The following is a 21493-nucleotide window of genomic DNA, read 5'->3' on the forward strand; positions in this document are numbered from 1 at the left end:
AAGGTTTCGACTCTTGCAGAACAGCGGACAGCTACCGCTGCCGCACCTTCTCCAGCACCCGCGCCCAGCCCCCCGGGCTGACCACGAAGGACAGCACAAACCCGGTGACAAAGCCGGTCAGGTCGGCCACCCATTCATAGCCCCCCCCGAACAGCAGGCCGAACAGAAGCTGAAACGCCAGCAGGAACCCGATCAGCGTAAAGGCCCGGTATTTGTTGGCCCCGACCGCCGCCAGATTGACCCACAAGAGAAAGGTGAACCCCCCGATCAACCCATACACCGCCGGATACCCCCCGATCAGCGGGGCCTGAACCCCCGGCAGCACAAGCGTGTACACCAAGGCCCCAACGATGGCCGAGGTGAAGAAAATCAGCAGCACCGCCCACCAGCGGAACACCTCCCCCACCATCTTTCCCAGCGCCAGCAGGATGACGACGACAAAGATCACATGGGTCAGGTTGCCATGCACGAACGGGTAGGTCACCAGCCGGTGCAGCCCATCAAGCGGGAACTGCCCGGTCTGCAAGAAATACCGCATCAGCTCGGGACGGTAGGCAAACCGCTCCAGCGCCTGCAAGCGCCAGCCGATCCCCTCCGCCCCGCCCACCAGCCCCGCCCCGGCAGCGGCCAGCACCAGTTCCAGCGCAATCATCGGCAAGGCCAGCGCCCAGACCACCAGCGGCAACGGGTTCAGTGGGGCGGCGTTCATGTCTTGCATCGGGCTCTCCTGCGGGGCCAGCGCGATTGACGCCCCCTTGCCCATGGATTACGCCAGCCAGATCGCTTTATCCAGATGGAGACGACCATGTCAGAGCCTTCGGCGGTCCAAACGCCGCAAGCCTTCAGCCCTCGCATCTTTTCAGGCATCCAGCCCTCGGGCGGGCTGACCCTTGGCAATTACCTCGGAGCCCTGAAACGCTTTGCCGAGAAGCAGGACGAGGGGACCCAGACGATTTACTGTCTGGTCGACATGCATGCCATCACCGTCTGGCAAGACCCGGCCAAGCTGCGCCAGCAAACCCGCGAAGGGGCTGCGGCCTTCATCGCCTCGGGCGTCGATCCGGCGCGGTCGATCCTGTTCAACCAGAGCCAGGTCAGCGCCCATGCAGAACTGGCGTGGATCTTCAACTGCGTCGCCCGCCTGGGCTGGATGAACCGGATGACCCAGTTCAAGGACAAGGCGGGCAAGAACGCCGAAGCGGCCAGCCTTGGCCTTTACGCCTATCCCGCGCTGATGGCCGCCGACATCATGGCCTATCACGCCACCCATGTGCCAGTGGGCGAGGATCAGAAGCAGCATCTGGAGCTGACCCGCGACATCGCGATCAAGTTCAACCACGACTACGGGGTGGAGTTCTTCCCTATCGTTGAACCGATGATCGAAGGGGCTGCCACCCGCGTGATGTCCTTGCGTGATGGCACCAAGAAGATGTCGAAATCCGACCCGTCGGATCAGTCGCGCATCAACCTGACCGATGATGCCGATGCCATCGCCACCAAGATCCGCAAGGCCAAGACCGACGCGGAACCGCTTCCCGACACTCTGGACGGCCTGAAAGACCGGCCCGAGGCGCGCAATCTGGTGAACATCTACGCCGCCCTTGCCGGAATGTCGGCGGCAGAGGTGATCGTGGAGAACGCCGGTTCCCTGTTCGGAACGTTCAAACCAAAGCTGGCAGAGCTTGCGGTTTCGGTGATGGCCCCGATCACGACCGAGATGAACCGGTTGATGCAAGACCCCGCCGAGATTGACCGCATCTTGGGCGCAGGGGCAGACCGGGCCGAGGCGATTGCCCGGCCCATCCTCGACCAGGTCTACGATATCACCGGCATGATCCGGTCGCGGCGCTGATGGTTCGGGGCGGTTCACGCCGCCCCTTTGAGCGCCGGAAAAGCGCAGTGCCCCCGGCGTGGGCTATGCGATGCTGAAGGCAATGAAAACTCTGTCACGGGCCTTTTTGCTGTTTTTGCTGATCGGGTCTCTGGCGATGACTTTGCGGTCTGGCCTTCAGATCGCAGACAATCCGGCACTTTCCCCCATCATCGACCGCACCGCTGCCGAGATCGCGGCGCTGACCGACCGGATGATGGCGCGCGAGGCCACGCCAGAACGGCTGGACGCGCTGATCACCGCCCGGGTGGCGGAAGAGCCGCGCAACTGGGTGGCGCTGCAGGCGCTGGCCGAGGTGTTGGCGGAACAGGGCCTCTCACTGCCCGTCGCGTACCAGCAGGCGTGGGAAGAAGACTCGGGGCTGATGGCGCTGTCAGGCGACTGCCTTGGCTGCATCTGGGATATCAGCACCTGTTCGCTGTCCACCGCGCTGATTTGCAAAGCTCCGATCTTGCTGACTCCGGTAGAGGACTTGCGCGGCGTCGTTCGGGCGGGGGCCGATTACAGCATGGGTCAGACGGTGGATCAGCTTGACCTTGGGCTGTCGGTGGTGGGGCTTGCGGCAACGGCGGCAATTGTGGGAACGGGCGGCACATCGGCCACGATAAAGGCCGGGACGGCCACGATCCGGCTGGCGCGGGGGATGGGCCGGTTGTCTCCCGCGCTGACCGCGCGGGTGGCGGGGGCGGTGACCGATGGCATCCGCTGGGCCGATCTGCCAAAGGTGCGCGGCACGGATGACGCGGTGGCGCTGCTGCGGGTTGAGGCGTTCCGTCCGCTGGCCGACACCGTCACCGACCTTGGCCGCGTAGCCGATGCGACGGGGCCGGTGTCCGCGCTGCATCTGCTGCCGCTGGTGGATGATGCGGTGGATGCGCGGCGTCTTGCACGGGCGTCCGAGGCCTTGGGGGCGCGGACCGTGTCGCGCGCCGAGGTGCTGGGCAAATCGCGGCTGCTGCGCGCGACGGTGCGGATCAGCGATACCGCTATCGGATTGATCGCCGGGCTGGTCGGCACGCTGATCTCGCTCGCTCTGATGCTGGTGGGGGCTGTGCAGACGGCAGTGCTTCGCGGTTTGCGGCGCAGTGTCACATGACTGATTCCATACCGCGCTAGCGTTTCCCCTGACGGGCGGGCCTGTCCCCCAATTCAGCTGCCTTCTGGGTCCGTCCCCGGCCCCATGCAGCCCCGCCCTTTTTGCCCCCGGTCTGGTCCCCTCCGGATCGGGGGGCTTTTTCTCACAACCTCTGTGCGGTCGTGTGCCTATGTCACAAGCATCAGGCGAGGTATCTTGCTTTGAGTGCTCCGCTTATGGGGCTGACCCGAAGGAGGGCAAGATGACCAGCATTCACCCCGGCACCCGCGTGGGGCATGTTCACCTGAAGGTGGCGGACCTGGACCGCGCCATAGCGTTCTATTCCGGCATCCTGGGCTTTGGCCTGACGCAACGCCACGGCCCGCAGGCCGCGTTTCTGTCGGCGGGGGGGTACCACCACCACATCGGGCTGAACACCTGGGAAAGTGCCGGCGGCACCCCACCACCTGCGGGGCATACCGGGCTGTATCACACCGCGTTCCTGTTTCCCGACCGCAAGGCGCTGGCGCAGGTGTTCAGGCGGCTTGTTGACGCGCGCTGGCCGATTGACGGCGCGGCGGACCATGGGGTGAGCGAGGCGGTCTATCTGACCGACCCGGATGGCAACGGGGTGGAACTGTATGTCGACCGGCCCGAGGCGGACTGGCCGCGCGATGCCAGTGGTACGCTGGCCATGGTCAACAAACGCTTTGATCTGGCGGCCCTGCTGGCCGAAGCGGAGTAGGCCTTTACAGCGCGCTGCAAACCGCTTACGCCCGCCGGCTTGCGGTCAGGGGGCAACATGGCACAGGCACGCGTTTGCGGGGTGGATTTCGGCACCTCCAATTCCACCGTTTCGATTCCGGCGGGGTCCGGCGCAGAACTGATTGCGCTGGAAGGCGACCATGCCACCCTGCCGTCGGCGGTGTTCTGGGATGCCGAAGGCGCGCCCCCGCAGTTTGGCCGTGCCGCGATGGCTGCTTACGTCGAAGGCGATGACGGGCGGCTGATGCGCGGGCTGAAATCTGCGCTGGGGTCCGACCTCATTCACGAAAAAACCCGGGTCGGCAACCGGGCGATTGCCTTCACGCAGATCATCGGGCGCTTCTTTGGCCATCTGCGCGGCAAGCTGGAGGCCGCGCAGCCGGGGACCGATCATGTGGTTCTTGGGCGGCCCGTGCATTTCGTCGATGACGATGCGGGGGGCGACCAGGCCGCCCAGGATGTGCTGGAGGGAATTGCGCGCGAGGCGGGGTTTGCGCAGGTCGGATTCCAGTTCGAACCCATCGCAGCCGCGCTGGATTATGAAAGCCGGATCGCCGCTGAAGAACTGGTGCTGATCGTCGATATCGGCGGCGGCACGACCGACTTTTCGGTGATCCGGGTCTCGCCCGCTGGAGCGACGCGGTCTGACCGCAGCGACGACATTCTGGCCAATCACGGCTTGCGCCTTGGCGGCACCGATCTGGACCGGCTGCTGAGCCTTGACCATATCATGCCTGACCTTGGCCTTGGCTCTCTGGTGCATGGCGGCAAGGCCCCGATGCCGCAGCACTATTACCTCGATCTGGCCAGCTGGCACCGGATCAACACGATGTATGCGCCGGGTGTTGCACGTGAAATCAAAGAGTTGCGGCAGCGGGCCACCTCGCCCGATCTGCTGGACCGGCTGCTGTCGGTGCTTGATCAGCGTCAGGGCCATGCGCTCGCCATGGCGGCAGAGGCGGCGAAGATCGACCTGTCAGAGCAAGCCCAGACCAGAATTGCCATCGCCGCACTGACCGGGGGCCGCGACAAGGCGCTGTCGCGTACCGGGTTCGAGGCCACTGTGGAGCAGCCCGTTCTGCGGCTGACCTCTGGTCTGGCAGAAGTGCTGCGGCAGGCCGGGGTGACCCCGCGCGATATCGGCACAGTGTTCATGACCGGCGGTTCGGCCAGCCTGCCGGTGCTGCGCGACGCCGTCACCCGGTGCCTGCCGGGAACCCCGATTGCCACCGGCGACATGTTCGGCAGCGTCGGCACGGGTCTCGCACTGGATGCTGCGCGACGGTTCGCCTGACGCATCGCAAGGCTTGCGAGGCCACCGGCCATCGGCCATGATGCGCCCGCTTGGGGAGAATATCATGCGGAAGTTTCTTGTCGTGCTGGACGACAGTCGGGAATGCCTGAACGCAATGCGCTTTGCCGCGTTGCGGGCGGCCCATACGGGTGCAGGGGTGACGATTTTGTCGGTTATTCCGCCGGAAGAGTATCAGCACTGGATGGGTGTTGCCGATCTGATGCGGGCCGAAGCGCGCGAACGGATCGAGGCGCATTTCGAGGTCTTTGCCAAATGGATGCGCGACAAACAGGGGGTGAACCCCGATCTGGTCATCCGCGAAGGCGACCCGGTGACCGAGATCCTGAAGCTGGTGAACGAAAGCGACGAGATCGGCGTGCTGGTGCTGGGGGCAGGCAGTGACAAATCCGGCCCCGGCCCGCTGGTGACCCAGATGTCAAAGAACGCGGGCGGCCTGCCGATCCCGGTCACCATCGTGCCCGGTGAGATGTCGAAGGAACGGCTGGAACGGATCACCTGAGCCTTCATATCGGCACACTTGCGCCCTGCGCAGGGCGGGCTTGCGCACACAGACCTGTTGCTGCGCCGCAGCAAAGATTAGGTGGGTGGCAGGGAGGAGAGCACAAAGGACAGACCACCATGACCGCTCTCGTATCGTCAGACCATTTTCATCTTGCCTTGCCCGTCACGGCGCTGGAGCGCGCGCAAGACGCGACACTGGACTATTGCGCCACCACAGCCAAGGAACAGGCCCATGCAAAGCTGCGCGACATGTCCGCGCTGGAAACCATGTATGCCTATTTCGGTTCAGACGAGGCCTAGGCCTTTCAGGGTCTCAGGTTGACTTGTGGGTCGGCGAGGCCCATATCCAAGTAGAACCGTCGGAGATAGCAATGTTCATCCAGACCGAGTCGACCCCAAACCCCGCCACGCTGAAATTCCTGCCCGGTCTGACCGTGCTGGAGCTTGGCACCGCCGATTTCCCCAATGCCGAAGCAGCGCAGAAATCGCCGCTGGCCAAGCGCATCTTTGCGGCGGGTAACGTGACGGGTGTGTTTTTTGGCACCGATTTCGTGACGGTGACGAAGGCCGATGGTGCCGACTGGCAGCACATCAAACCCGCCATCCTTGGTGCCATCATGGAGCATTACCAGTCGGGTGCTGCGGTCATGGACGGCGAGGCGAAAGCTGCGGGCGGCCATGCCGAACACACCGGCGAAGATGGCGACATCGTGCGCCAGATCAAGGAATTGCTCGACACCCGCGTGCGCCCTGCAGTGGCGCAGGATGGGGGCGACATCACCTTCCACGGCTTTGAACGCGGCGTGGTTTACCTTCACATGCAGGGAGCCTGTGCGGGCTGCCCATCCTCGACCCTGACCCTGAAAATGGGGATCGAGAACCTGCTGCGCCATTACATCCCCGAAGTGACCGAGGTGCGCCCGGTTGCCGCCTGACACCATTCTGGCATTCGACACATCGGCGGCGCATTGCGCCGCCGCTTTGCTTTTGCCGGATGGCCGCTGTCTGATCCGGGGGGAAAACATGGCCAAGGGTCAGGCAGAACGCCTGCTGCCCTTGCTGGAAGAAGTGCTGGCCGAGGCCGGCATCGGCTGGCGCGATCTGACCGCGATCGGCGTCGGCACAGGGCCGGGAAATTTCACCGGCGTGCGCATTTCCGTGGCAGCGGCGAGGGGGCTTGCCCTGTCACTCGGCCTGCCCGCCATCGGCGTGACCCGGTTGGAGGCGCTGGCCCATGGCCTGCCGCGCCCGGTGACGGTGGTCGAAGACGCGCGGCGGGATGAGGTTTACGTGCAGCATTTCGGCATATCTGGTCCCGAACCGGCGACCTTACTGCCCCTTGTTGGTTTGAGTGTGGCCGGGCCGGTCACAGGCTCGGCGGCGGGAGGACTGGGGATGCCGGTTGTCCCCCCGCCGATTCCGATGGTTGAAGCCATCGCCCGAATTGCCGCAAGCCGTGCGCACGCCCCACAGCCGCGCCCGGCCCCGTTCTACCTGCGCGGGGCCGACGCCACCCCGCCCAGCGACCCGCCCCCGGTGATTTTCGATGCCTGACGTGGCCGAACTGGCGTCGATCCATGCCGCCTGCTTCACCCTGCCCCGTCCGTGGTCCGCACCCGAGATAAGGGCGCTCCTGGACAGCCCGCACGTCTTTCTGCTCTCCGAATCGGACGGCTTTCTGCTGGGCCGCGCCGTCGCGGGAGAGGCGGAACTGCTGACGCTGGCGGTTTTGCCCACAACGCAAGGCAGGGGTCTTGGCGGCAGGCTTGTGCAAGGTTTCCTGAGCGCCGCACAGGCCCGCGCCGCGACAACCGCATTTCTTGAGGTGGCCGCCGGAAACGACACCGCGATCAGGCTTTATGAACGCGCTGGATTCGCCCAGACTGGCCACCGGAAAGGGTATTACACCGCCCCGGACGGCCAGCGTCTTGATGCGTTGATCTTGTCCCGCACGCTCTGACGCAAGGTCAGACCAACGCTGGGGCGCCTTGAGTTTGATCGAAAGATCAAATCTTGCACGGCGCATTTCAAATGACACTTGACCCTGTCTCACGACACTGACCTAAATTGACGACGACCCTAGGCTTTCGTATCTGCGGGCAGCCCAAGGGCAAAGAAAAACGTAAACGTCGCAATGACAACCGGGAGAGTCTCGATGACCATGATGAAACACCTTTTGGGCGCAGCAGGCGTGCTTGCCCTCACCGTCGGCGCGGCCGCTGCGGAACCCGCGCTGATCTACGATCTGGGCGGCAAATTCGACAAGTCCTTTAACGAGGCCGCCTTCAACGGTGCCGAACGCTGGGCCAAGGAAACCGGCGGTTCTTACAAGGAAATCGAGATGCAGAATGAGGCCCAGCGCGAACAGGCGCTGCGCCGTCTGGCTGAAGCCGGGTCAAATCCGATTGTTACCACGGGCTTTGGCATGTCGGACCCGATTGCCACCGTGTCCAAGGACTTCCCCGATACCAAATTTGTCACCATCGACGGCTGGGTCGACCCGGCAGAGCATCCAAACGTTCTGACCGTCGGCTTTGCCGAGCATGAAGGATCCTATCTGGTTGGCATGATGGCCGCCCTTGCGTCGAAGACGGGAACGGTCAGCTTTGTCGGCGGGATGGACATTCCGCTGATCCGCAACTTTGCCTGTGGCTACGCGCAGGGGGCTGTTGCGGTGAACCCCGACATCAAGTTCATCTCGAACATGACCGGCACCACCCCGGCGGCATGGAACGATCCCGTCAAGGGCTCGGAATTGGCCAAGGCTCAGAAGTCGCAAGGCTCTGACGTGATCTTTGCAGCGGCGGGCGGCACCGGTCTGGGTGTTCTGCAAGCGGCTGCGGATGAAGGTATCATGTCGATCGGTGTCGACAGCAACCAGAACCACCTGCACCCAGGTTCGGTCCTGACCTCGATGCTCAAGCGCGTGGATGTGGCGGTCTACAACGCGATGATGCAGGGCGCAGAGCTGGATACCACCACTCAGGCGCTGAACCTTGCGTCGGACGGTGTTGGCTATGCAATGGACGAAAACAACGCCGAACTGGTGACCGCCGAGATGCAGGCCGCCGTGGATGCCGCCGCCGAACAGATCAAATCGGGCGCGCTGGTGGTACATGATTACCGCACCGACGACACCTGCCCGGCAGCGACGTTCTGATGGTCGCACCGGCTGACACCATGGGGCGGCAGGCAACTGCCGCCCCGTTTGCCATCGAGTTGAAGGGCATTTCCAAAGCCTTCGGCCCAGTGCAGGCAAACAAGGACATCAACATCTCCGTGCCGAAAGGCACGATCCACGGCATCATCGGTGAAAATGGCGCCGGGAAATCGACGTTGATGTCGATCCTTTACGGTTTTTACAAAGCTGACTCCGGTCAGATCCTTGTCGGCGGCACCCCGACCCCGATTCCCGACAGCCAGAGCGCCATCCGCGCCGGCATCGGCATGGTTTTCCAGCATTTCAAGCTGGTGCAGAATTTCACGGTGCTGGAAAACATCGTGCTGGGGGCCGAAGATGGTGCGCTTCTGAACACCTCGCTGGGCAATGCGCGGCGCATCCTGCGCGAGCTGGCGCAGGAATACGGGCTGGATGTGGACCCGGACGCGTTGATCGAAGACTTGTCCGTCGGCCATCAGCAGCGGGTGGAAATACTGAAAGCACTGTTCCGGCAGGCCGATATCCTGATTCTGGACGAGCCGACCGGAGTTCTGACCCCGGATGAAGCGGACCATCTGTTCCGCATCCTGCGCGGGCTGAAGGATCAGGGCAAAACCATCATCCTGATCACCCACAAACTGCGTGAGATCATGGAGGCGACCGATAACGTCAGCGTGATGCGGCGCGGGACCATGGTGGCCACGGTGAAAACCCGCGAGACCAGCCCCGAGCAGTTGGCCGAGCTGATGGTCGGCCGCAAGGTACTGCTGGAGGTCGAAAAGACCCCCGCCGTGCCGGGTAAGGTGGTGCTGTCGGTTGAAAACCTGCGCGTGCGTGACGAACACGGGGTCGAGCGGTTGAAGGGCATCAGTCTGGACATTCGCGCGGGCGAGATTCTGGGTATTGCGGGGGTTGCGGGTAATGGCCAGTCTGACCTGCTGGGGGCCCTTGGGGGCATGACCAAGGCCACGGGCCGCATCACGTTGAACGGGGTGGATCTGCCACTGTCCGGGGCAGGCGCAGATGGCCAGAGCCGCCGTGAGGCTGGCATCGCCCATGTGCCCGAAGACCGGCACCACCACGGGCTGATCCTTGATTTCACTGCGTGGGAAAACGTGGCCTTCGGCTATCACAACGATCCGAAATACCAGAAATCCGCCCTGTTCATGGACAATGACGCATTGCGCGCCGACACTGAAAAGAAGATGGCGACCTACGATGTGCGCCCGCCGATTGCCACGCTGGAGGCCAAGAATTTCTCGGGAGGGAACCAGCAAAAGATCGTGGTCGCGCGGGAAGTCGAACAGAACCCTGACCTGCTGTTGATCGGCCAGCCGACGCGGGGGGTGGACATTGGCGCGATTGAGTTCATCCATAAGCAGATCGTGGCTCTGCGCGATGCGGGAAAGGCCATTCTGCTGGTCAGCGTGGAGCTGGATGAAATCATGTCGCTGTCCGACCGCATCGCCGTGATGTTCGACGGCCAGATCATGGGAATGCGTGACCCGGCCACCACGGATGAGCGCGAGTTGGGCATGCTGATGGCCGGGATGGACGGCAAAACCGCCGGGGAGGCCGCCTGATGGACCGTTTGCCACGCTGGGCCGATATCACGCTGGTGCCATTGGTCAGCCTGCTGTTCGCCGCCGCGATTTCGGCGCTGGTGCTGCTGGTGATCGGGCAAAGCCCGGTCGAGGCGTTCAAGGTCATGGTCGATGGCGCCCTCGGCTCGCCCTATGGCTGGGGCTACACGTTGTATTATGCCACCAGCTTCATCTTTACCGGGCTGGCGGTCACGGTGGCGTTTCATGCCGGGCTGTTCAACATCGGCGGTGAGGGGCAGGCGCAACTGGGGGGGCTCGGCGTGGCGCTGGTTTGCCTGTCCCTTCCTTGGCCACACTGGACCGTTGCGCTGATCGCGGCCACGGCGGGCGCGGCGCTGTTCGGTGCGGCATGGGCCGCTGTGCCCGCCTATCTGCAGGCCAAACGCGGAAGCCATATCGTGATCACGACGATCATGTTCAACTATATTGCGGCGGCGCTGCTGGTCTATGTGCTGGTCGATGTGCTGCGCCCGACCGGGCAGATGGACCCGGCCTCGGCCCGCTTTCCCGTCGGCGCGCAACTGCCTGCCCTGAACGACATTCCCGGCTTCAACCTTATTTTTCAACGGCCCGTGCCCGCGAATGTGACCCTGCTGATCGCGCTGGCGATGGCTGTCGTCGTCTGGGCGCTGCTGTGGCGCACGCGGCTCGGCTATCAGATCCGCGCCTTTGGAAAATCCGAGGCGGCGGCGAAATACGCCGGAATCAATCCGGTGCGCATCACCATAATCGCCATGCTGATCTCGGGCGGCCTGGCCGGGATGATGAGCATCAACAATGTCATGGGCGAAGCGGAGCGGCTGTTGCAGAACTCGTCCGAAGGGGCCGGGTTCATTGGCATTGCCGTGGCGCTGATGGGGCGCAACCACCCGTTCGGCGTGGTGCTGGCGGCGCTTTTGTTCGGTTTCCTGTATCAAGGCGGCGCGGAGCTTGGGTTGTGGACCAATATCCCGATCGAGATGCGCATCGTGGTGCAGGGTCTGGTGATCCTGTTCACCGGTGCGCTTGATGTCATGGTGCGCATGATCCTGGAACGCCTGTTCCGCCTGTTCCGGTCGACAAAAGCAATGAGGGCCGCCTGATGGATTATGCGACCCTTCTGCAGCTTCTCGACACCACCCTCCGACTGGCAACGCCGCTGTTGCTGGCCTGCCTTGCGGGACTGTACTCGGAGCGTGCGGGCATCTTCGACATCGGGCTGGAGGGCAAGATGCTGGCTGCCGCAATGTCGGCGGGCGCGGTCGCCGCGCTGACCGGTTCGGCTTGGGCGGGATTGCTGGCCGGGATCGGCGCGTCGATGCTGTTTGCCCTTTTGCATGGCATTGCCGCCATCACCTTCCGCGGCAACCAGCTGATTTCCGGCGTCGCGCTGAACTTTCTGGCCTCAGGCCTGACGGTACTGATTGCGCAGGCCTTGTTCCAGCAGGGCGGTCGCACGCCGCCGCTGAGCGGCCCGGCCCGTTTCAACGCGATCACCTTGCCGGGGGCCGAGGCACTGCGCGAGGTGCCGCTGATCGGCCCGCTGTACTACGAAGTGATCTCGGGTCATTCGGTTCTGGTCTACATGGCATTTCTGATCGTGCCGCTGACCTGGTGGATTCTGTTCCGCACCCGGTTTGGCCTGCGCCTGCGTGCGGTGGGGGAAAACCCGGCCGCTGTAGATACGGCAGGCATTTCGGTGGTCGGGCTGCGCTTTGCGGCCGTTGGGATCACCGGGATCTTGTGCGGCATCGCAGGGGCCTACATGGCGACCGCGCTTCAGGCCGGATTTGGCCGCGAGATGACCGCCGGGCGCGGCTACATCGCGCTTGCCGCGCTGATCTTTGCCAAATGGCGCCCCGTTGCGGCGATGTGGGCCTGCCTGCTCTTCGGTTTCTTTCAGGCGCTCGCCCTGCGGCCCGATGTGGTGCAGGCGGTGGTGCAGGTCAGGGTGCCGGTGCCGCTCCTGGATGCCCTGCCGTACCTGCTGACCGTTCTGGTGCTGGCGGGGTTCGTCGGCAAAGCGATTCCACCACGCGCCGGGGGGCAACCCTATGTCAAGGAACGCTGAGCGGCGCGATTGAAATCAACCCCTGGGGTTTCACACCCCCCGGGGGATCAGCAGAAAGGCAGGCAGTATGAGCACCAGATCCGAAGCAAGCGCCCTGATCTGCGAGCGCGCAGGCGATGCGCCGGTGCGGATGGGGCTGATCCTGGGCTCTGGCCTTGGCCATCTGGCGCATTCGGTGGACGGGGTGGCCATTCCCTATGCCGATCTGCCCGGTTTCCCGCATGCCGCCGTCTCGGGCCATAACCCGAACCTGTATATCGGCACGTTGGAAGGCGTGCGGGTGGCGGTGTTCGGCGCGCGGGAGCATTATTACGAAAAGGGCAACCCGGCGGCGATGCGGCTGGCGTTGGAGGTGCTGAGCGATCTGGGTGCGGACAGCCTGATTTTGACCAATGCCGCAGGCTCCATGCGCACAGACATTCCGCCCGGCGATCTGATGCTGCTGTCCGATCACATCAACTATAACGGCCTCAACCCCTTGATCGGCGAGCTGACGGACGCCCGCTTCGTGCCGATGACCACAGCGCACGACCCGGATCTGCGCGCGGCGCTGCGATCCAGTGCGCTGGCCGAGGGAATCGACATCAAGGATGGGGTTTACGCCTGGTACTCGGGGCCTTCGTTTGAAACCCCTGCAGAGATCCGGATGCTGAAGATGCTCGGGGCCGATGCGGTTGGCATGTCTACCGTGCCCGAGGTCATTCTGGCACGATTTCTTGGCCTGCGCTGTGCCGCGATTTCCACCATCACCAACATGGCGGCTGGGATGTCGGATGAGCAGATCAGCCATGAACACACCAAGGCGATGGCCCCGATGGGTGCGGCAAAACTGGAACGCATCCTGCGGCATTTCCTGAGCAATCTCCGATGAGGCGGATCGGCGTTTGACTTCGCTGCCAAAGGCGCGCAAGCCTTTGGACTGACCGCCCTTTCCCCTGCCGGGGCCTGACATGCAGATCTTTCTTCCCATTGCCGATCTCTCGGTCAACCTGTTTCTGCTTCTGGGCATTGGCGGAGTGGTGGGCTTTTTGTCCGGCCTGTTCGGTGTGGGTGGCGGGTTTCTGATCACCCCCCTGCTGTTTTTCATCGGTATTCCACCGGCCATCGCGGTGGCGACAGGGGCCAATCAGGTGGTAGCCTCGTCGGTGTCGGGCGTTCTGGCGCAGGTCAAGCGCAAGGCGGTGGATTTTCCGATGGGCTTTGTGCTGCTGGCGGGCGGCCTTGTGGGATCGGCGTTGGGGGTCTGGGTGTTTGCCCGGCTGACGGCGGCCGGCCAAGTCGATCTGTTTGTGCAACTGTCCTATGTGCTGTTTCTGGGGCTGATCGGGCTGACCATGTTCTGGGAATCAGTCGTCGCGCTGCGCCGTGTGAACCGGCCCGGCGCACCGATCCGCCGGTCGCATACCCATAACTGGATCCACGGCTTGCCGTTCAAGATGAAGTTCCGAGCGTCCGGGCTGTACATCTCGGTCCTGCCACCGCTGGCGGTAGGGGCGCTTGTGGGGTTTCTGGCGGCGATCATGGGGGTCGGCGGCGGGTTCATCATGGTGCCTGCCATGATCTATCTGCTGGGGATGCCAACCAAGGTTGTTATCGGCACATCACTGTTCCAGATCATCTTTGTCACCGCCTTTACCACCGTGATGCATGCCGTCACCGCCAATACTGTGGATATGATGCTGGCGGTGCTGCTCATTCTTGGCGGCGTCATCGGGGCGCAGTTCGGGGCGCAGGTCAGCGGGCGGCTGAAAGCGGAACAACTGCGCATCCTGTTGTCGCTTTTGGTGCTGGGGGTGGCGGTCAAGATTGCGGCGGATCTGCTGCTGCGTCCGTCCGAGCTATACACAATCACTCCGGGGTTGCTGCCATGATCCGCGCGGCGCTGATATGGCTGCTGACCGCCCTGCCCGCCCTGGCCGCCAGCGAAGATATCGTCGCGGGGCTGAGCCAGAACCGCGTGTCGATCACGGCGGATTTTGACGGGTCCGAGATTCTGATTTACGGCGCGGTCAAACGGACGGCCCCGGCACCCGAGGGCGCATTGCATGTCATCATCACGGTTGAAGGTCCGTCCCGAGCGCTGACGGTGCGCAAGAAAGAGCGCACGGCGGGCATCTGGATCAACCGTGAGGCGGTGCAGATTGCCAGTGCCCCGTCTTTCTATGCGATTTCAACCACCGGCCATCTGCGCGACATTCTGACCGAGACCGAAAATCTGCGGCATCAGATCACCATTCCTCGGGCCATCCGTGCGGTCGGTATTTCGCAACAGGCGCAGAATGCGCCAGAATTTCTGGAGGCCCTGATACGTGTCCGCGAGGCGGAAGACCGCTATCGCTTGCGCGAAAGGTCAGTGCATTTTACCGAAGCCACGCTGTTCCGCGCGGACGTGGTTCTACCTGCCAATCTGACCGAAGGTCTGTACCGCGTACGCATCTTCCTGACCCGCGACGGGCAGGTGGTGGACAGGATCGAGCGTCAGATCAATGTCCGCAAAGAGGGGCTGGAGCGCTTTTTGTTCAACATGTCGCGCGATCAGCCGCTGATCTATGGTTTGCTGTCACTGCTGATTGCTGTCGGCGCAGGCTACGGGGCCTCTGCTGCGTTCCGGTTCATCAAGCGCTAGGGTGGCGCTATTCCGACGGATGGTCCGGCGGTTGCGGGATCAGGAAATGCCCGGTCCCCTGTGCAAACAAGCGGGCGCGATTGTCCTGCCACGCCTCGACATGCACGCTGGCATAGCGCCGGCCGGACCTGTTGATCCGCGCGCGTGCATAGGCGTCGCGCGGCAGGCCGGAACGCAGATAGTCGACCGTGAAATCAATCGTTTTGGGCAGGCGCACCGGTGCCATGTCGGCAGTGGGGTCAACCCGCCCGGCCTCAATCTCCTCCCAAAGGCTGCCCCAGGCCAGTTCGATGATCGCCGCCACCTCCAGAAAGGCCGCCGTCACCCCGCCGTGCAAGGCGGGCAGAGCTGGATTGCCGATCAGTTTCTCGTCAAACGGCAGGATCGCGGTCAGTTCATCACCACGCCGGTCGAACTGGATGCCGAGATAGGCAATATAGGGCACGCCGGACAGCAGCCCGCGCAAGGCACCATCCCGGCGTTGCTTGACCACTTGCACCGGTTCCGGGCGCTGCAGGGCCATTAGTTTGCTCCCTTCGGCCGGTCGAGCGTAAAGGCCCCGGTGGCCGCCGCGACAGGCCGCGTGGCATCTTCATCGCTGGCTGTCACCCGAACAAAGGCCACCGACCGCGTGACATGATAGCACTCTGCCCGAGCCGTAATCGCCTGCCCCGGTGTGGCCGCGCGGAAATAGTCGATCCGCAGATCCAGCGTCGCGGTCGAGGCGGGCGCGGTGGGGTGACACATCACCGCCGCCCCCGATGCGGTGTCCATCAGTGCCGAAACCGCGCCGCCATGAATGACGCCAGTGACCGGGTCGCCGACAAAGCGGGGATCATAGGGCATGGAAATCACGGCCTTGCCGTCGCCAAGGCTTTCAAACTCCATCCCCAGGGCGCGGGCATGCGGAATGGCTTCGATAAACTGCCGGGCAATTTGGATGATGTCGGTCATACTGGCTCCCTCACCGGCCATAATCCCCGCTTCACGCGCCACTGCAAGGCGCTTATTCCCTCGCTGACGTTGCGCGCAGGTTCATCCGCGCATAACCTTAACCGACGGAGGACCGCGATGACCGACACCAGCCGGCTCAGCTTCAAAGACATGTGCGTGCGGTTTGACGTCACTCCGCGCACGCTGCGCTATTACGAATATATCGAACTCCTCTCTCCGGAAAAGGAAGGACGTGCCCGGTTTTACGGCCCGCGCGAGTTGGCGCGGATGACATTGATCCTGCGTGGGCGGCGGTTTGGCTTCAGTCTGGAAGAAATCCGGCAATGGCTGCTGATGTACAGCAAGCAAGGCACCCGCCCGCAATATGAGACTTTTCTGGGTCTGGCAGATCGCCAGCTGTCCGAGCTGGAACGGCAAAAGGCGGACCTGGATGCCACGATCGACGATCTGCGCGCCCTGCGTGCCACCACGGTGGACGACTTGTCCAAGCTCGACTGACCCTGACACCACGTCAGTCTGGTTTCTGACGTGACGTTACATTTACGTTAACGTCAAGCAATCTAGTATGCTCACCCGAAAGCACACATCTGCATATCAGATGTTTTGTGTTCGAAAGTGCATGCAGATGACAAGCGACCTGATGACCATCCGCCAGATGTGTGACGCCTTCGATGTCACGCCACGCACCTTGCGCTTCTATGAGGCAAAGGAACTGCTGTTCCCGCAGCGCGACGGCACGCGCCGTCTGTTCACCCGGCGCGATCGCGCCCGGCTGACGCTGATTCTGCGCGGCAAGCGGTTTGGCTTCAGCCTGGAAGACATCCGTCAGATCCTGGATCTGTATGACCGGGATGGCTCCAACCATGCGCAGACCCTGCGCACCTATGAACTGGCCCAAGCCCGCCTTGCCCAGATGGAGGCACAGCGTGCCGAACTGGATGTGGCGATTGCCGAATTGAGGGTCGAACTTGATGCGGGGGGCGCAATGATCGCCGGCCTGCGTCGCGCTGCCGAATAACACCGCTGACCAAGACTGTTTCAGGGAGAGAGCACCGATGCCAACCTACACCGCCCCCGTCAAGGACATGCAATTCCTGCTGCACAATGTTCTGAAGGTCACAGCGTCCGACACTCCGGGCTACAGCGAACTGGACGAGAGCTTCACCGCCGCCGTGCTGGAGGAGGCGGGTAAGGTCGCCACTGACGTGCTGGCCCCGCTGAACGCCGTGGGCGACCGTGAAGGCTGCGTGCTGGAAAACGGTGTCGTGCGCACCCCCAAAGGGTTCGATGCCGCGTTCAAGGCGATGAAAGACGGCGGCTGGACCGCGCTGGACTGCGACCCCGACTATGGCGGTCAGGGCCTACCCTATCTGATGGGCTCTGCCGTTGGTGAGATCTTTGTGTCGGCCAACATGGCGTTCAACATGTATCAGGGCCTGACCCACGGGGCCTATTCCGCGATCCACACCCATGGCACTGATGACCAGAAGGCGACCTACCTGCCGAAACTGGTGTCGTGCGACTGGACCGGCACCATGAACCTGACCGAACCGCATTGCGGCACCGATCTGGGTCTGATGCGCACCAAGGCAGAGCCGCAGGAGGATGGCAGCTATCTGATCACCGGTCAGAAGATCTTCATCTCGGCGGGCGAGCATGATCTAGCCGAAAATATCATCCACCTGGTACTGGCAAAGGCCCCCGGTGGCGGTGAAGGCAGCAAAGGTATTTCGCTGTTCATCGTGCCGAAGGTTCTGGTGAACGAAGACGGCAGCCTTGGTGCGCGCAATTCCCTGTCCTGCGGCAAGATCGAAGAAAAGATGGGCATTCACGGCAATGCCACCTGCGTCATGAATTATGACGGTGCCCGCGGCTGGTTGCTGGGTGACCTGCACAAGGGCATGCGTGCCATGTTCACGATGATGAATGAGGCGCGGCTGGGTGTGGGCCTCCAAGGCTATGCCCAGGCCGAAGCCGCCTATCAGAACGCGCTGGCCTATGCGAAAGACCGCCTGCAGGGCCGTGCCGTGACCGGGGCCGAAAACCCGTCTGGCCCGGCTGACCCGTTGATTGTGCACCCCGATATCCGGCGCAATCTGATGGAGCAGAAAAGCTTTGTCGAAGGTGCCCGCGCCCTGACCTTCTGGGCCGCACATCTGATTGACCGCTCGGTCCGGCAGGGCGATGCGGCTGCCGAAGGGCTGGTCAGCCTGATGATCCCGGTGATCAAGGGCTTCCAGACCGACAAGGGCTTCGACATGGCGGTACAGGCCCAGCAGGTGTTCGGCGGGCATGGTTATATCGAGGAATGGGGCATGTCGCAATTTGCCCGCGACGCCCGGATCGCCATGATTTACGAAGGTGCCAACGGCGTGCAGGCGCTGGATCTGGTGGGCCGCAAGCTGGCGCAGGATGGCGGCAAGCATGTGATGGCGTTTTTCGAGATGGTGAAGGCCGAATGCCGCGCACATGACGGCGATGACCGGATGAAAGGCTTTGCCGAGCCGCTGAAGGTCGCTTCCAAGCAGTTGCAGCAGGCCGGGATGTTCTTCATGCAAAGTGGAATGAAGAACCCGAATGCAGCGCTGTCAGGGTCGTATGACTTCATGCATCTGATGGGCCATGTCTGCCTTGGGTTGATGTGGACCCGGATGGCTAAAGCGGCGCATGAGGCGCTGGATGCTGGTCACGCCGACCGCGACTATCTGGAGGCCAAGATTGCAACCGGGCGCTTTTATATGGCGCGCCAGTTGCCCGCCTGCGGGATGCATCTGGCACGCATCGAAAGCGGGGCCGATACGGTGATGGCCTTGTCCGCAGAGGCCTTCTAAGCTGCGCAAGACGTCGCCGTAAAACATCGGAGGGGGGATCACGATTTTCCTGCGAAAAATCCCCCCCGCCAAAGCCGGAGAGACCCGATGCCCAAACGCTTTCGCCTGACCCGCCGCTTTCCGGTCGCCATGACCGAAGACGGATATCGTCGCCTGAAGCGCTTTGCCGCCGAGGCAGGGCTGGATGAAGGTGAGGCGCTGTCGTTCCTGTTCGAACACTTCGACAGCGTGACCCACAAGGAAAACCTGACCCACAGGCTGCGACTGTTCAACTCCGAACTGGAAGATCGAAAACACTGAACTGGGCAGGACGACGCAGGCGCGAGCGCCTTCGATACTGCACGGGGGCCGGTTTGTGAAACCCCCGATGACACCGGCAGGTCTGGGAGGGCCGTTGATGATGGAAGAACCGACCAAGGGCTACATGGAGCTGTATTGCTTTGGCGAAAGCGGCAACGCGTATAAATGCGCTCTGGCGCTGACCTTGACCGGCACGCCCTGGAAGCCGCGCTTTGTCGACTTTTTCAACGGCGAGACCCGCACCGAGGCATTTCGTGAAGTGAACGAGATGGGCGAAGTGCCGGTGTTGGTGGACGGGCAGAATGTGCTGACCCAGTCGGGTGCCATTTTGCTGCATATCGTATCGAAGACCTGGCAGCTGACCGGCAACACACCCTTTGCCCGAAACGAGGTGCTGCGTTGGATCTTGTGGGACAATCACAAACTGTCCACCCAGATCGGTACAGTGCGGTTCCTGATGAACTTCGTGCCGGCGGACAAACGGCCAGAGGGCGTGGTGCCCTTCCTACAGGGCCGCCTCAAGGCCGCTTACGGCGTTCTGAATGCGCATCTCGCACAGCGCGACTGGATGGTGGGGGACAGTGTGACCATCGCCGATCTGTCCTGCTGCGGCTATCTTTATTACCCCGAACCCTTCGGCTTTGACCGCAAGGACTGGCCCCATATCGACGCCTGGCTTGATCGCATCGCGGCACTGCCCGGTTGGAAGCACCCCTATGAATTGATGCCCGGCAATCCGTCGGACCGGGCATAAGGAGAGGACATCATGTCAGACGCCTTTATCTACGATGCCGTTCGCAGCCCGCGCGGCAAGGGTCGCCCGGATGGCAGCCTGCACGAGCTGACCTCGGTCGCGCTGTCGGCCAAAATCTTGAACGCGGTCAAAGAGCGCAACGGGCTGGAAGGCCATGCGGTCGAGGATGTGATCTGGGGTAATGTGACCCAGGTGGGCGAGCAGGGCGGCTGTCTTGCGCGGTCGGCAGTGCTGCTGTCGGATCTTGACGAAAGCATCCCCGGCCTTGCGATCAACCGCTTTTGCGCCAGCGGGATGGAGGCGGTGAACCTTGCTGCCAATCAGATCAAGGGTGGGGCCGGTCAGGCCTATATCGCCGGCGGGGTCGAGATGATGGGCCGAGTGGCCATGGGCAGCGATGGTGCCGCCATTGCCGTCGACCCGTCACTGGCGATGAAAACCTACTTCGTGCCGCAGGGCATTTCGGCCGATATCATCGCGACCGAATACAGTTTCACCCGCGACATGGCCGACGCTCTGGCGATGGAATCGCAGCGCCGGGCTGCTGAAGCGTGGCAGGACAACCGCTTTGCGAAATCGGTCATCACCATCCGAGACCAGAACGGGCTGCCGATCCTGTCCACCGATGAATACATGCGCCCCGGCACCGACATGCAGGCGCTTGGAGCCTTGAAACCCGCCTTCAAGGACATGGGCGAGGTGATGCCGGGCTTCGACAAGATCGCCATGATGAAATACCCGCATCTGGAGCGGATCAATCACATCCACCATGCCGGCAATTCGTCAGGCATCGTGGATGGGGCCGCCGCCGTGCTGATCGGCAATGCCGAATTCGGCAAGGCTCATGGGTTGACCCCACGTGCCCGCATCCGTGCCACCGCAAAAATCGGCACCGACCCAACCATTATGCTGACCGGTCCGGTACCGGTGACCGAAAAAATCCTGCGCGAGGCAGGCATGAGCATCAGCGACATCGACCTGTTCGAGGTGAACGAGGCCTTTGCCAGCGTGGTGTTGCGTTTCATGCAAGCCTTTGAAGTGGACCCGTCAAAGGTGAACCCGAACGGCGGCTCCATCGCCATGGGCCACCCTTTGGGCGCGACCGGGGCCATCATCATCGGTACCCTGCTGGACGAACTGGAACGGACCGGCAAAAGCGTGGGTCTGGCCACACTGTGCATCGCCTCCGGCATGGGGGCGGCCACCATTATTGAACGGGTCTAGGCGATGCAAGCCGCAACCATCCTCCAGAGCCATCTGGATGACATGGCTGCGGCCATCATGGCCAAGGATTTCGCAGCCTATCTGAACGGCGTGGTGTTGCCCCTTCATCTGGTGACCCACGACGAGAACATGTCGATCGTGACCGAAGAAGACCTGCGCGACGGCTTTGACAGTTTCTGCGAGATGCTCAGATCACAACGGACGACGGACTACATTCGCCTTGTGGACAGTGCGCAACTGCTTTCCCCCGATCTGATCACCGGGCGATACACCACCCACGTGATTGCGGGCGCGACGCGGGTTTTTGATCCGTTTGTCTCACAGACCTCTTTGCGCAGAGCCGGAGGACGCTGGCGCGCAGCTTCGATCACCAATTCTGTTGCACGATCACGCTGGCCGCTGCTGATGCCCGGCTGAGCCAAAACCGACCTTCGGAAAGGACC

26 protein-coding genes are annotated in these 21493 nt (G+C 62.8%); 23 read left to right on the top strand and 3 right to left on the bottom strand.

The genetic code is table 11. The features are described from left to right. Positions 1–31 precede the first annotated feature (31 nt). The gene (locus EEB11_RS06490; RefSeq protein WP_135429600.1) at positions 32–718 is read right to left on the bottom strand and encodes a rhomboid family intramembrane serine protease; all 687 of its coding nucleotides are present in this window, start codon (positions 716–718) and stop codon (positions 32–34) included. Between the two features lie 87 nt (positions 719–805). On the opposite strand from EEB11_RS06490, the gene trpS reads away from it, so the two are divergent. The 16 genes from trpS to EEB11_RS06570 all read left to right on the top strand — a co-directional run bounded on the left by trpS (position 806) and on the right by EEB11_RS06570 (position 14987). Next, the gene (gene trpS / locus EEB11_RS06495) at positions 806–1852 is read left to right on the top strand and encodes a tryptophan--tRNA ligase (protein ID WP_135429601.1); all 1047 of its coding nucleotides are present in this window, start codon (positions 806–808) and stop codon (positions 1850–1852) included. 82 nt (positions 1853–1934) lie between these two features. Then, a complete protein-coding gene (locus tag EEB11_RS06500; protein ID WP_135429602.1) occupies positions 1935–2987 on the top strand; it encodes a hypothetical protein in 1053 nt (350 codons plus the stop codon). A 241-nt stretch (positions 2988–3228) separates the two neighbouring features. Beyond that, a complete protein-coding gene (locus EEB11_RS06505; protein WP_135429603.1) occupies positions 3229–3711 on the top strand; it encodes a VOC family protein in 483 nt (160 codons plus the stop codon). 57 nt (positions 3712–3768) lie between these two features. Next, on the top strand, positions 3769–5025 hold the full coding sequence (locus tag EEB11_RS06510) for an Hsp70 family protein (protein WP_135429604.1): 1257 nt from the start codon (positions 3769–3771) through the stop codon (positions 5023–5025). 64 nt (positions 5026–5089) lie between these two features. Next, positions 5090–5545, top strand: coding sequence for a universal stress protein (locus EEB11_RS06515; protein ID WP_135429605.1), 456 nt, complete (start codon positions 5090–5092; stop codon positions 5543–5545). A 119-nt stretch (positions 5546–5664) separates the two neighbouring features. Continuing rightward, positions 5665–5847, top strand: coding sequence for a hypothetical protein (locus EEB11_RS06520; RefSeq protein WP_135429606.1), 183 nt, complete (start codon positions 5665–5667; stop codon positions 5845–5847). A 71-nt stretch (positions 5848–5918) separates the two neighbouring features. Next, on the top strand, positions 5919–6482 hold the full coding sequence (locus tag EEB11_RS06525; protein WP_135429607.1) for a NifU family protein: 564 nt from the start codon (positions 5919–5921) through the stop codon (positions 6480–6482). Beyond that, a complete protein-coding gene (gene tsaB / locus EEB11_RS06530) occupies positions 6472–7101 on the top strand; it encodes a tRNA (adenosine(37)-N6)-threonylcarbamoyltransferase complex dimerization subunit type 1 TsaB (protein ID WP_135429608.1) in 630 nt (209 codons plus the stop codon). The genes EEB11_RS06525 and tsaB overlap by 11 nt, the downstream gene beginning before the upstream one ends. Continuing rightward, positions 7094–7507, top strand: a complete 414-nt coding sequence (locus tag EEB11_RS06535) for a GNAT family N-acetyltransferase (protein WP_135429609.1) — start codon at positions 7094–7096, stop codon at positions 7505–7507. Before tsaB ends, EEB11_RS06535 begins: the two co-directional genes overlap by 8 nt. 195 nt (positions 7508–7702) lie before the next feature. After that, a complete protein-coding gene (locus tag EEB11_RS06540) occupies positions 7703–8707 on the top strand; it encodes a BMP family lipoprotein (protein WP_135429610.1) in 1005 nt (334 codons plus the stop codon). Beyond that, positions 8707–10290, top strand: a complete 1584-nt coding sequence (locus EEB11_RS06545) for an ABC transporter ATP-binding protein (RefSeq protein ID WP_210134382.1) — start codon at positions 8707–8709, stop codon at positions 10288–10290. The genes EEB11_RS06540 and EEB11_RS06545 overlap by 1 nt, the downstream gene beginning before the upstream one ends. After that, positions 10290–11393 (top strand): ABC transporter permease, encoded by a 1104-nt coding sequence (locus EEB11_RS06550; RefSeq protein WP_135429611.1) that lies wholly within the window; start codon positions 10290–10292, stop codon positions 11391–11393. The genes EEB11_RS06545 and EEB11_RS06550 overlap by 1 nt, the downstream gene beginning before the upstream one ends. Then, the gene (locus EEB11_RS06555; protein WP_135429612.1) at positions 11393–12361 is read left to right on the top strand and encodes an ABC transporter permease; all 969 of its coding nucleotides are present in this window, start codon (positions 11393–11395) and stop codon (positions 12359–12361) included. Before EEB11_RS06550 ends, EEB11_RS06555 begins: the two co-directional genes overlap by 1 nt. A 67-nt stretch (positions 12362–12428) precedes the next feature. Further along, positions 12429–13232, top strand: coding sequence for a purine-nucleoside phosphorylase (locus EEB11_RS06560; RefSeq protein ID WP_135429613.1), 804 nt, complete (start codon positions 12429–12431; stop codon positions 13230–13232). A 79-nt stretch (positions 13233–13311) separates the two neighbouring features. Further along, on the top strand, positions 13312–14232 hold the full coding sequence (locus tag EEB11_RS06565) for a sulfite exporter TauE/SafE family protein (RefSeq protein ID WP_135429614.1): 921 nt from the start codon (positions 13312–13314) through the stop codon (positions 14230–14232). Beyond that, positions 14229–14987 carry a TIGR02186 family protein gene (locus tag EEB11_RS06570; protein WP_135429615.1) on the top strand — a complete coding sequence of 253 codons (759 nt, stop codon included), beginning with the start codon at positions 14229–14231 and terminating at the stop codon, positions 14985–14987. The genes EEB11_RS06565 and EEB11_RS06570 overlap by 4 nt, the downstream gene beginning before the upstream one ends. A gap of 7 nt (positions 14988–14994) precedes the next feature. Here EEB11_RS06570 and EEB11_RS06575 read toward each other — a convergent pair whose 3' ends face one another. Then, positions 14995–15510 (bottom strand): PaaI family thioesterase, encoded by a 516-nt coding sequence (locus EEB11_RS06575; protein ID WP_135429616.1) that lies wholly within the window; start codon positions 15508–15510, stop codon positions 14995–14997. Beyond that, positions 15510–15941 (bottom strand): PaaI family thioesterase, encoded by a 432-nt coding sequence (locus tag EEB11_RS06580; protein WP_135429617.1) that lies wholly within the window; start codon positions 15939–15941, stop codon positions 15510–15512. Before EEB11_RS06580 ends, EEB11_RS06575 begins: the two co-directional genes overlap by 1 nt. Before the next feature lie 117 nt (positions 15942–16058). Between EEB11_RS06580 and EEB11_RS06585 the strand changes: the two genes are divergently transcribed. The 7 genes from EEB11_RS06585 to EEB11_RS06615 all read left to right on the top strand — a co-directional run bounded on the left by EEB11_RS06585 (position 16059) and on the right by EEB11_RS06615 (position 21467). Further along, on the top strand, positions 16059–16439 hold the full coding sequence (locus EEB11_RS06585) for a MerR family transcriptional regulator (protein WP_135429618.1): 381 nt from the start codon (positions 16059–16061) through the stop codon (positions 16437–16439). Between the two features lie 127 nt (positions 16440–16566). Next, positions 16567–16959: a MerR family transcriptional regulator gene (locus EEB11_RS06590; RefSeq protein ID WP_135429619.1), complete on the top strand. Its 393-nt coding sequence runs from the start codon at positions 16567–16569 to the stop codon at positions 16957–16959. Positions 16960–16996: 37 nt separating this feature from the next. Beyond that, positions 16997–18772 carry an acyl-CoA dehydrogenase C-terminal domain-containing protein gene (locus EEB11_RS06595; RefSeq protein WP_135429620.1) on the top strand — a complete coding sequence of 592 codons (1776 nt, stop codon included), beginning with the start codon at positions 16997–16999 and terminating at the stop codon, positions 18770–18772. Positions 18773–18859: 87 nt separating this feature from the next. Continuing rightward, on the top strand, positions 18860–19072 hold the full coding sequence (locus tag EEB11_RS06600; protein ID WP_135429621.1) for a hypothetical protein: 213 nt from the start codon (positions 18860–18862) through the stop codon (positions 19070–19072). A gap of 97 nt (positions 19073–19169) precedes the next feature. After that, entirely contained in the window at positions 19170–19826 is a 657-nt protein-coding gene (locus EEB11_RS06605; protein ID WP_245298792.1) for a glutathione S-transferase family protein, read from the top strand. A gap of 12 nt (positions 19827–19838) precedes the next feature. Beyond that, entirely contained in the window at positions 19839–21050 is a 1212-nt protein-coding gene (locus tag EEB11_RS06610) for an acetyl-CoA C-acetyltransferase (RefSeq protein ID WP_135429622.1), read from the top strand. 3 nt (positions 21051–21053) lie between these two features. After that, complete coding sequence (locus tag EEB11_RS06615; protein WP_135429623.1) at positions 21054–21467, top strand: hypothetical protein; 414 nt, start codon at positions 21054–21056, stop codon at positions 21465–21467. Positions 21468–21493: the final 26 nt, after the last annotated feature.

Source organism: Pseudotabrizicola sediminis, from assembly GCF_004745575.1.
Classification (GTDB): domain Bacteria; phylum Pseudomonadota; class Alphaproteobacteria; order Rhodobacterales; family Rhodobacteraceae; genus Pseudotabrizicola; species Pseudotabrizicola sediminis.

Coding starts and splice junctions, on each gene's coding strand:
- EEB11_RS06525 (WP_135429607.1), top strand. CDS start 5,919: ATGTTCATCCAGACCGAGTCGACCCCAAACCCCGCCACGCTGAAATTC.
- EEB11_RS06605 (WP_245298792.1), top strand. CDS start 19,170: ATGATGGAAGAACCGACCAAGGGCTACATGGAGCTGTATTGCTTTGGC.
- EEB11_RS06590 (WP_135429619.1), top strand. CDS start 16,567: ATGACAAGCGACCTGATGACCATCCGCCAGATGTGTGACGCCTTCGAT.
- EEB11_RS06555 (WP_135429612.1), top strand. CDS start 11,393: ATGGATTATGCGACCCTTCTGCAGCTTCTCGACACCACCCTCCGACTG.
- EEB11_RS06515 (WP_135429605.1), top strand. CDS start 5,090: ATGCGGAAGTTTCTTGTCGTGCTGGACGACAGTCGGGAATGCCTGAAC.
- EEB11_RS06610 (WP_135429622.1), top strand. CDS start 19,839: ATGTCAGACGCCTTTATCTACGATGCCGTTCGCAGCCCGCGCGGCAAG.
- trpS (WP_135429601.1), top strand. CDS start 806: ATGTCAGAGCCTTCGGCGGTCCAAACGCCGCAAGCCTTCAGCCCTCGC.
- EEB11_RS06615 (WP_135429623.1), top strand. CDS start 21,054: ATGCAAGCCGCAACCATCCTCCAGAGCCATCTGGATGACATGGCTGCG.
- EEB11_RS06550 (WP_135429611.1), top strand. CDS start 10,290: ATGGACCGTTTGCCACGCTGGGCCGATATCACGCTGGTGCCATTGGTC.
- EEB11_RS06600 (WP_135429621.1), top strand. CDS start 18,860: ATGCCCAAACGCTTTCGCCTGACCCGCCGCTTTCCGGTCGCCATGACC.
- EEB11_RS06575 (WP_135429616.1), bottom strand. CDS start 15,510: ATGGCCCTGCAGCGCCCGGAACCGGTGCAAGTGGTCAAGCAACGCCGG.
- EEB11_RS06565 (WP_135429614.1), top strand. CDS start 13,312: ATGCAGATCTTTCTTCCCATTGCCGATCTCTCGGTCAACCTGTTTCTG.
- EEB11_RS06520 (WP_135429606.1), top strand. CDS start 5,665: ATGACCGCTCTCGTATCGTCAGACCATTTTCATCTTGCCTTGCCCGTC.
- EEB11_RS06585 (WP_135429618.1), top strand. CDS start 16,059: ATGACCGACACCAGCCGGCTCAGCTTCAAAGACATGTGCGTGCGGTTT.
- EEB11_RS06595 (WP_135429620.1), top strand. CDS start 16,997: ATGCCAACCTACACCGCCCCCGTCAAGGACATGCAATTCCTGCTGCAC.
- EEB11_RS06505 (WP_135429603.1), top strand. CDS start 3,229: ATGACCAGCATTCACCCCGGCACCCGCGTGGGGCATGTTCACCTGAAG.
- EEB11_RS06535 (WP_135429609.1), top strand. CDS start 7,094: ATGCCTGACGTGGCCGAACTGGCGTCGATCCATGCCGCCTGCTTCACC.
- EEB11_RS06580 (WP_135429617.1), bottom strand. CDS start 15,941: ATGACCGACATCATCCAAATTGCCCGGCAGTTTATCGAAGCCATTCCG.
- EEB11_RS06490 (WP_135429600.1), bottom strand. CDS start 718: ATGCAAGACATGAACGCCGCCCCACTGAACCCGTTGCCGCTGGTGGTC.
- EEB11_RS06540 (WP_135429610.1), top strand. CDS start 7,703: ATGACCATGATGAAACACCTTTTGGGCGCAGCAGGCGTGCTTGCCCTC.
- EEB11_RS06545 (WP_210134382.1), top strand. CDS start 8,707: ATGGTCGCACCGGCTGACACCATGGGGCGGCAGGCAACTGCCGCCCCG.
- EEB11_RS06560 (WP_135429613.1), top strand. CDS start 12,429: ATGAGCACCAGATCCGAAGCAAGCGCCCTGATCTGCGAGCGCGCAGGC.
- EEB11_RS06570 (WP_135429615.1), top strand. CDS start 14,229: ATGATCCGCGCGGCGCTGATATGGCTGCTGACCGCCCTGCCCGCCCTG.
- EEB11_RS06500 (WP_135429602.1), top strand. CDS start 1,935: ATGAAAACTCTGTCACGGGCCTTTTTGCTGTTTTTGCTGATCGGGTCT.
- EEB11_RS06510 (WP_135429604.1), top strand. CDS start 3,769: ATGGCACAGGCACGCGTTTGCGGGGTGGATTTCGGCACCTCCAATTCC.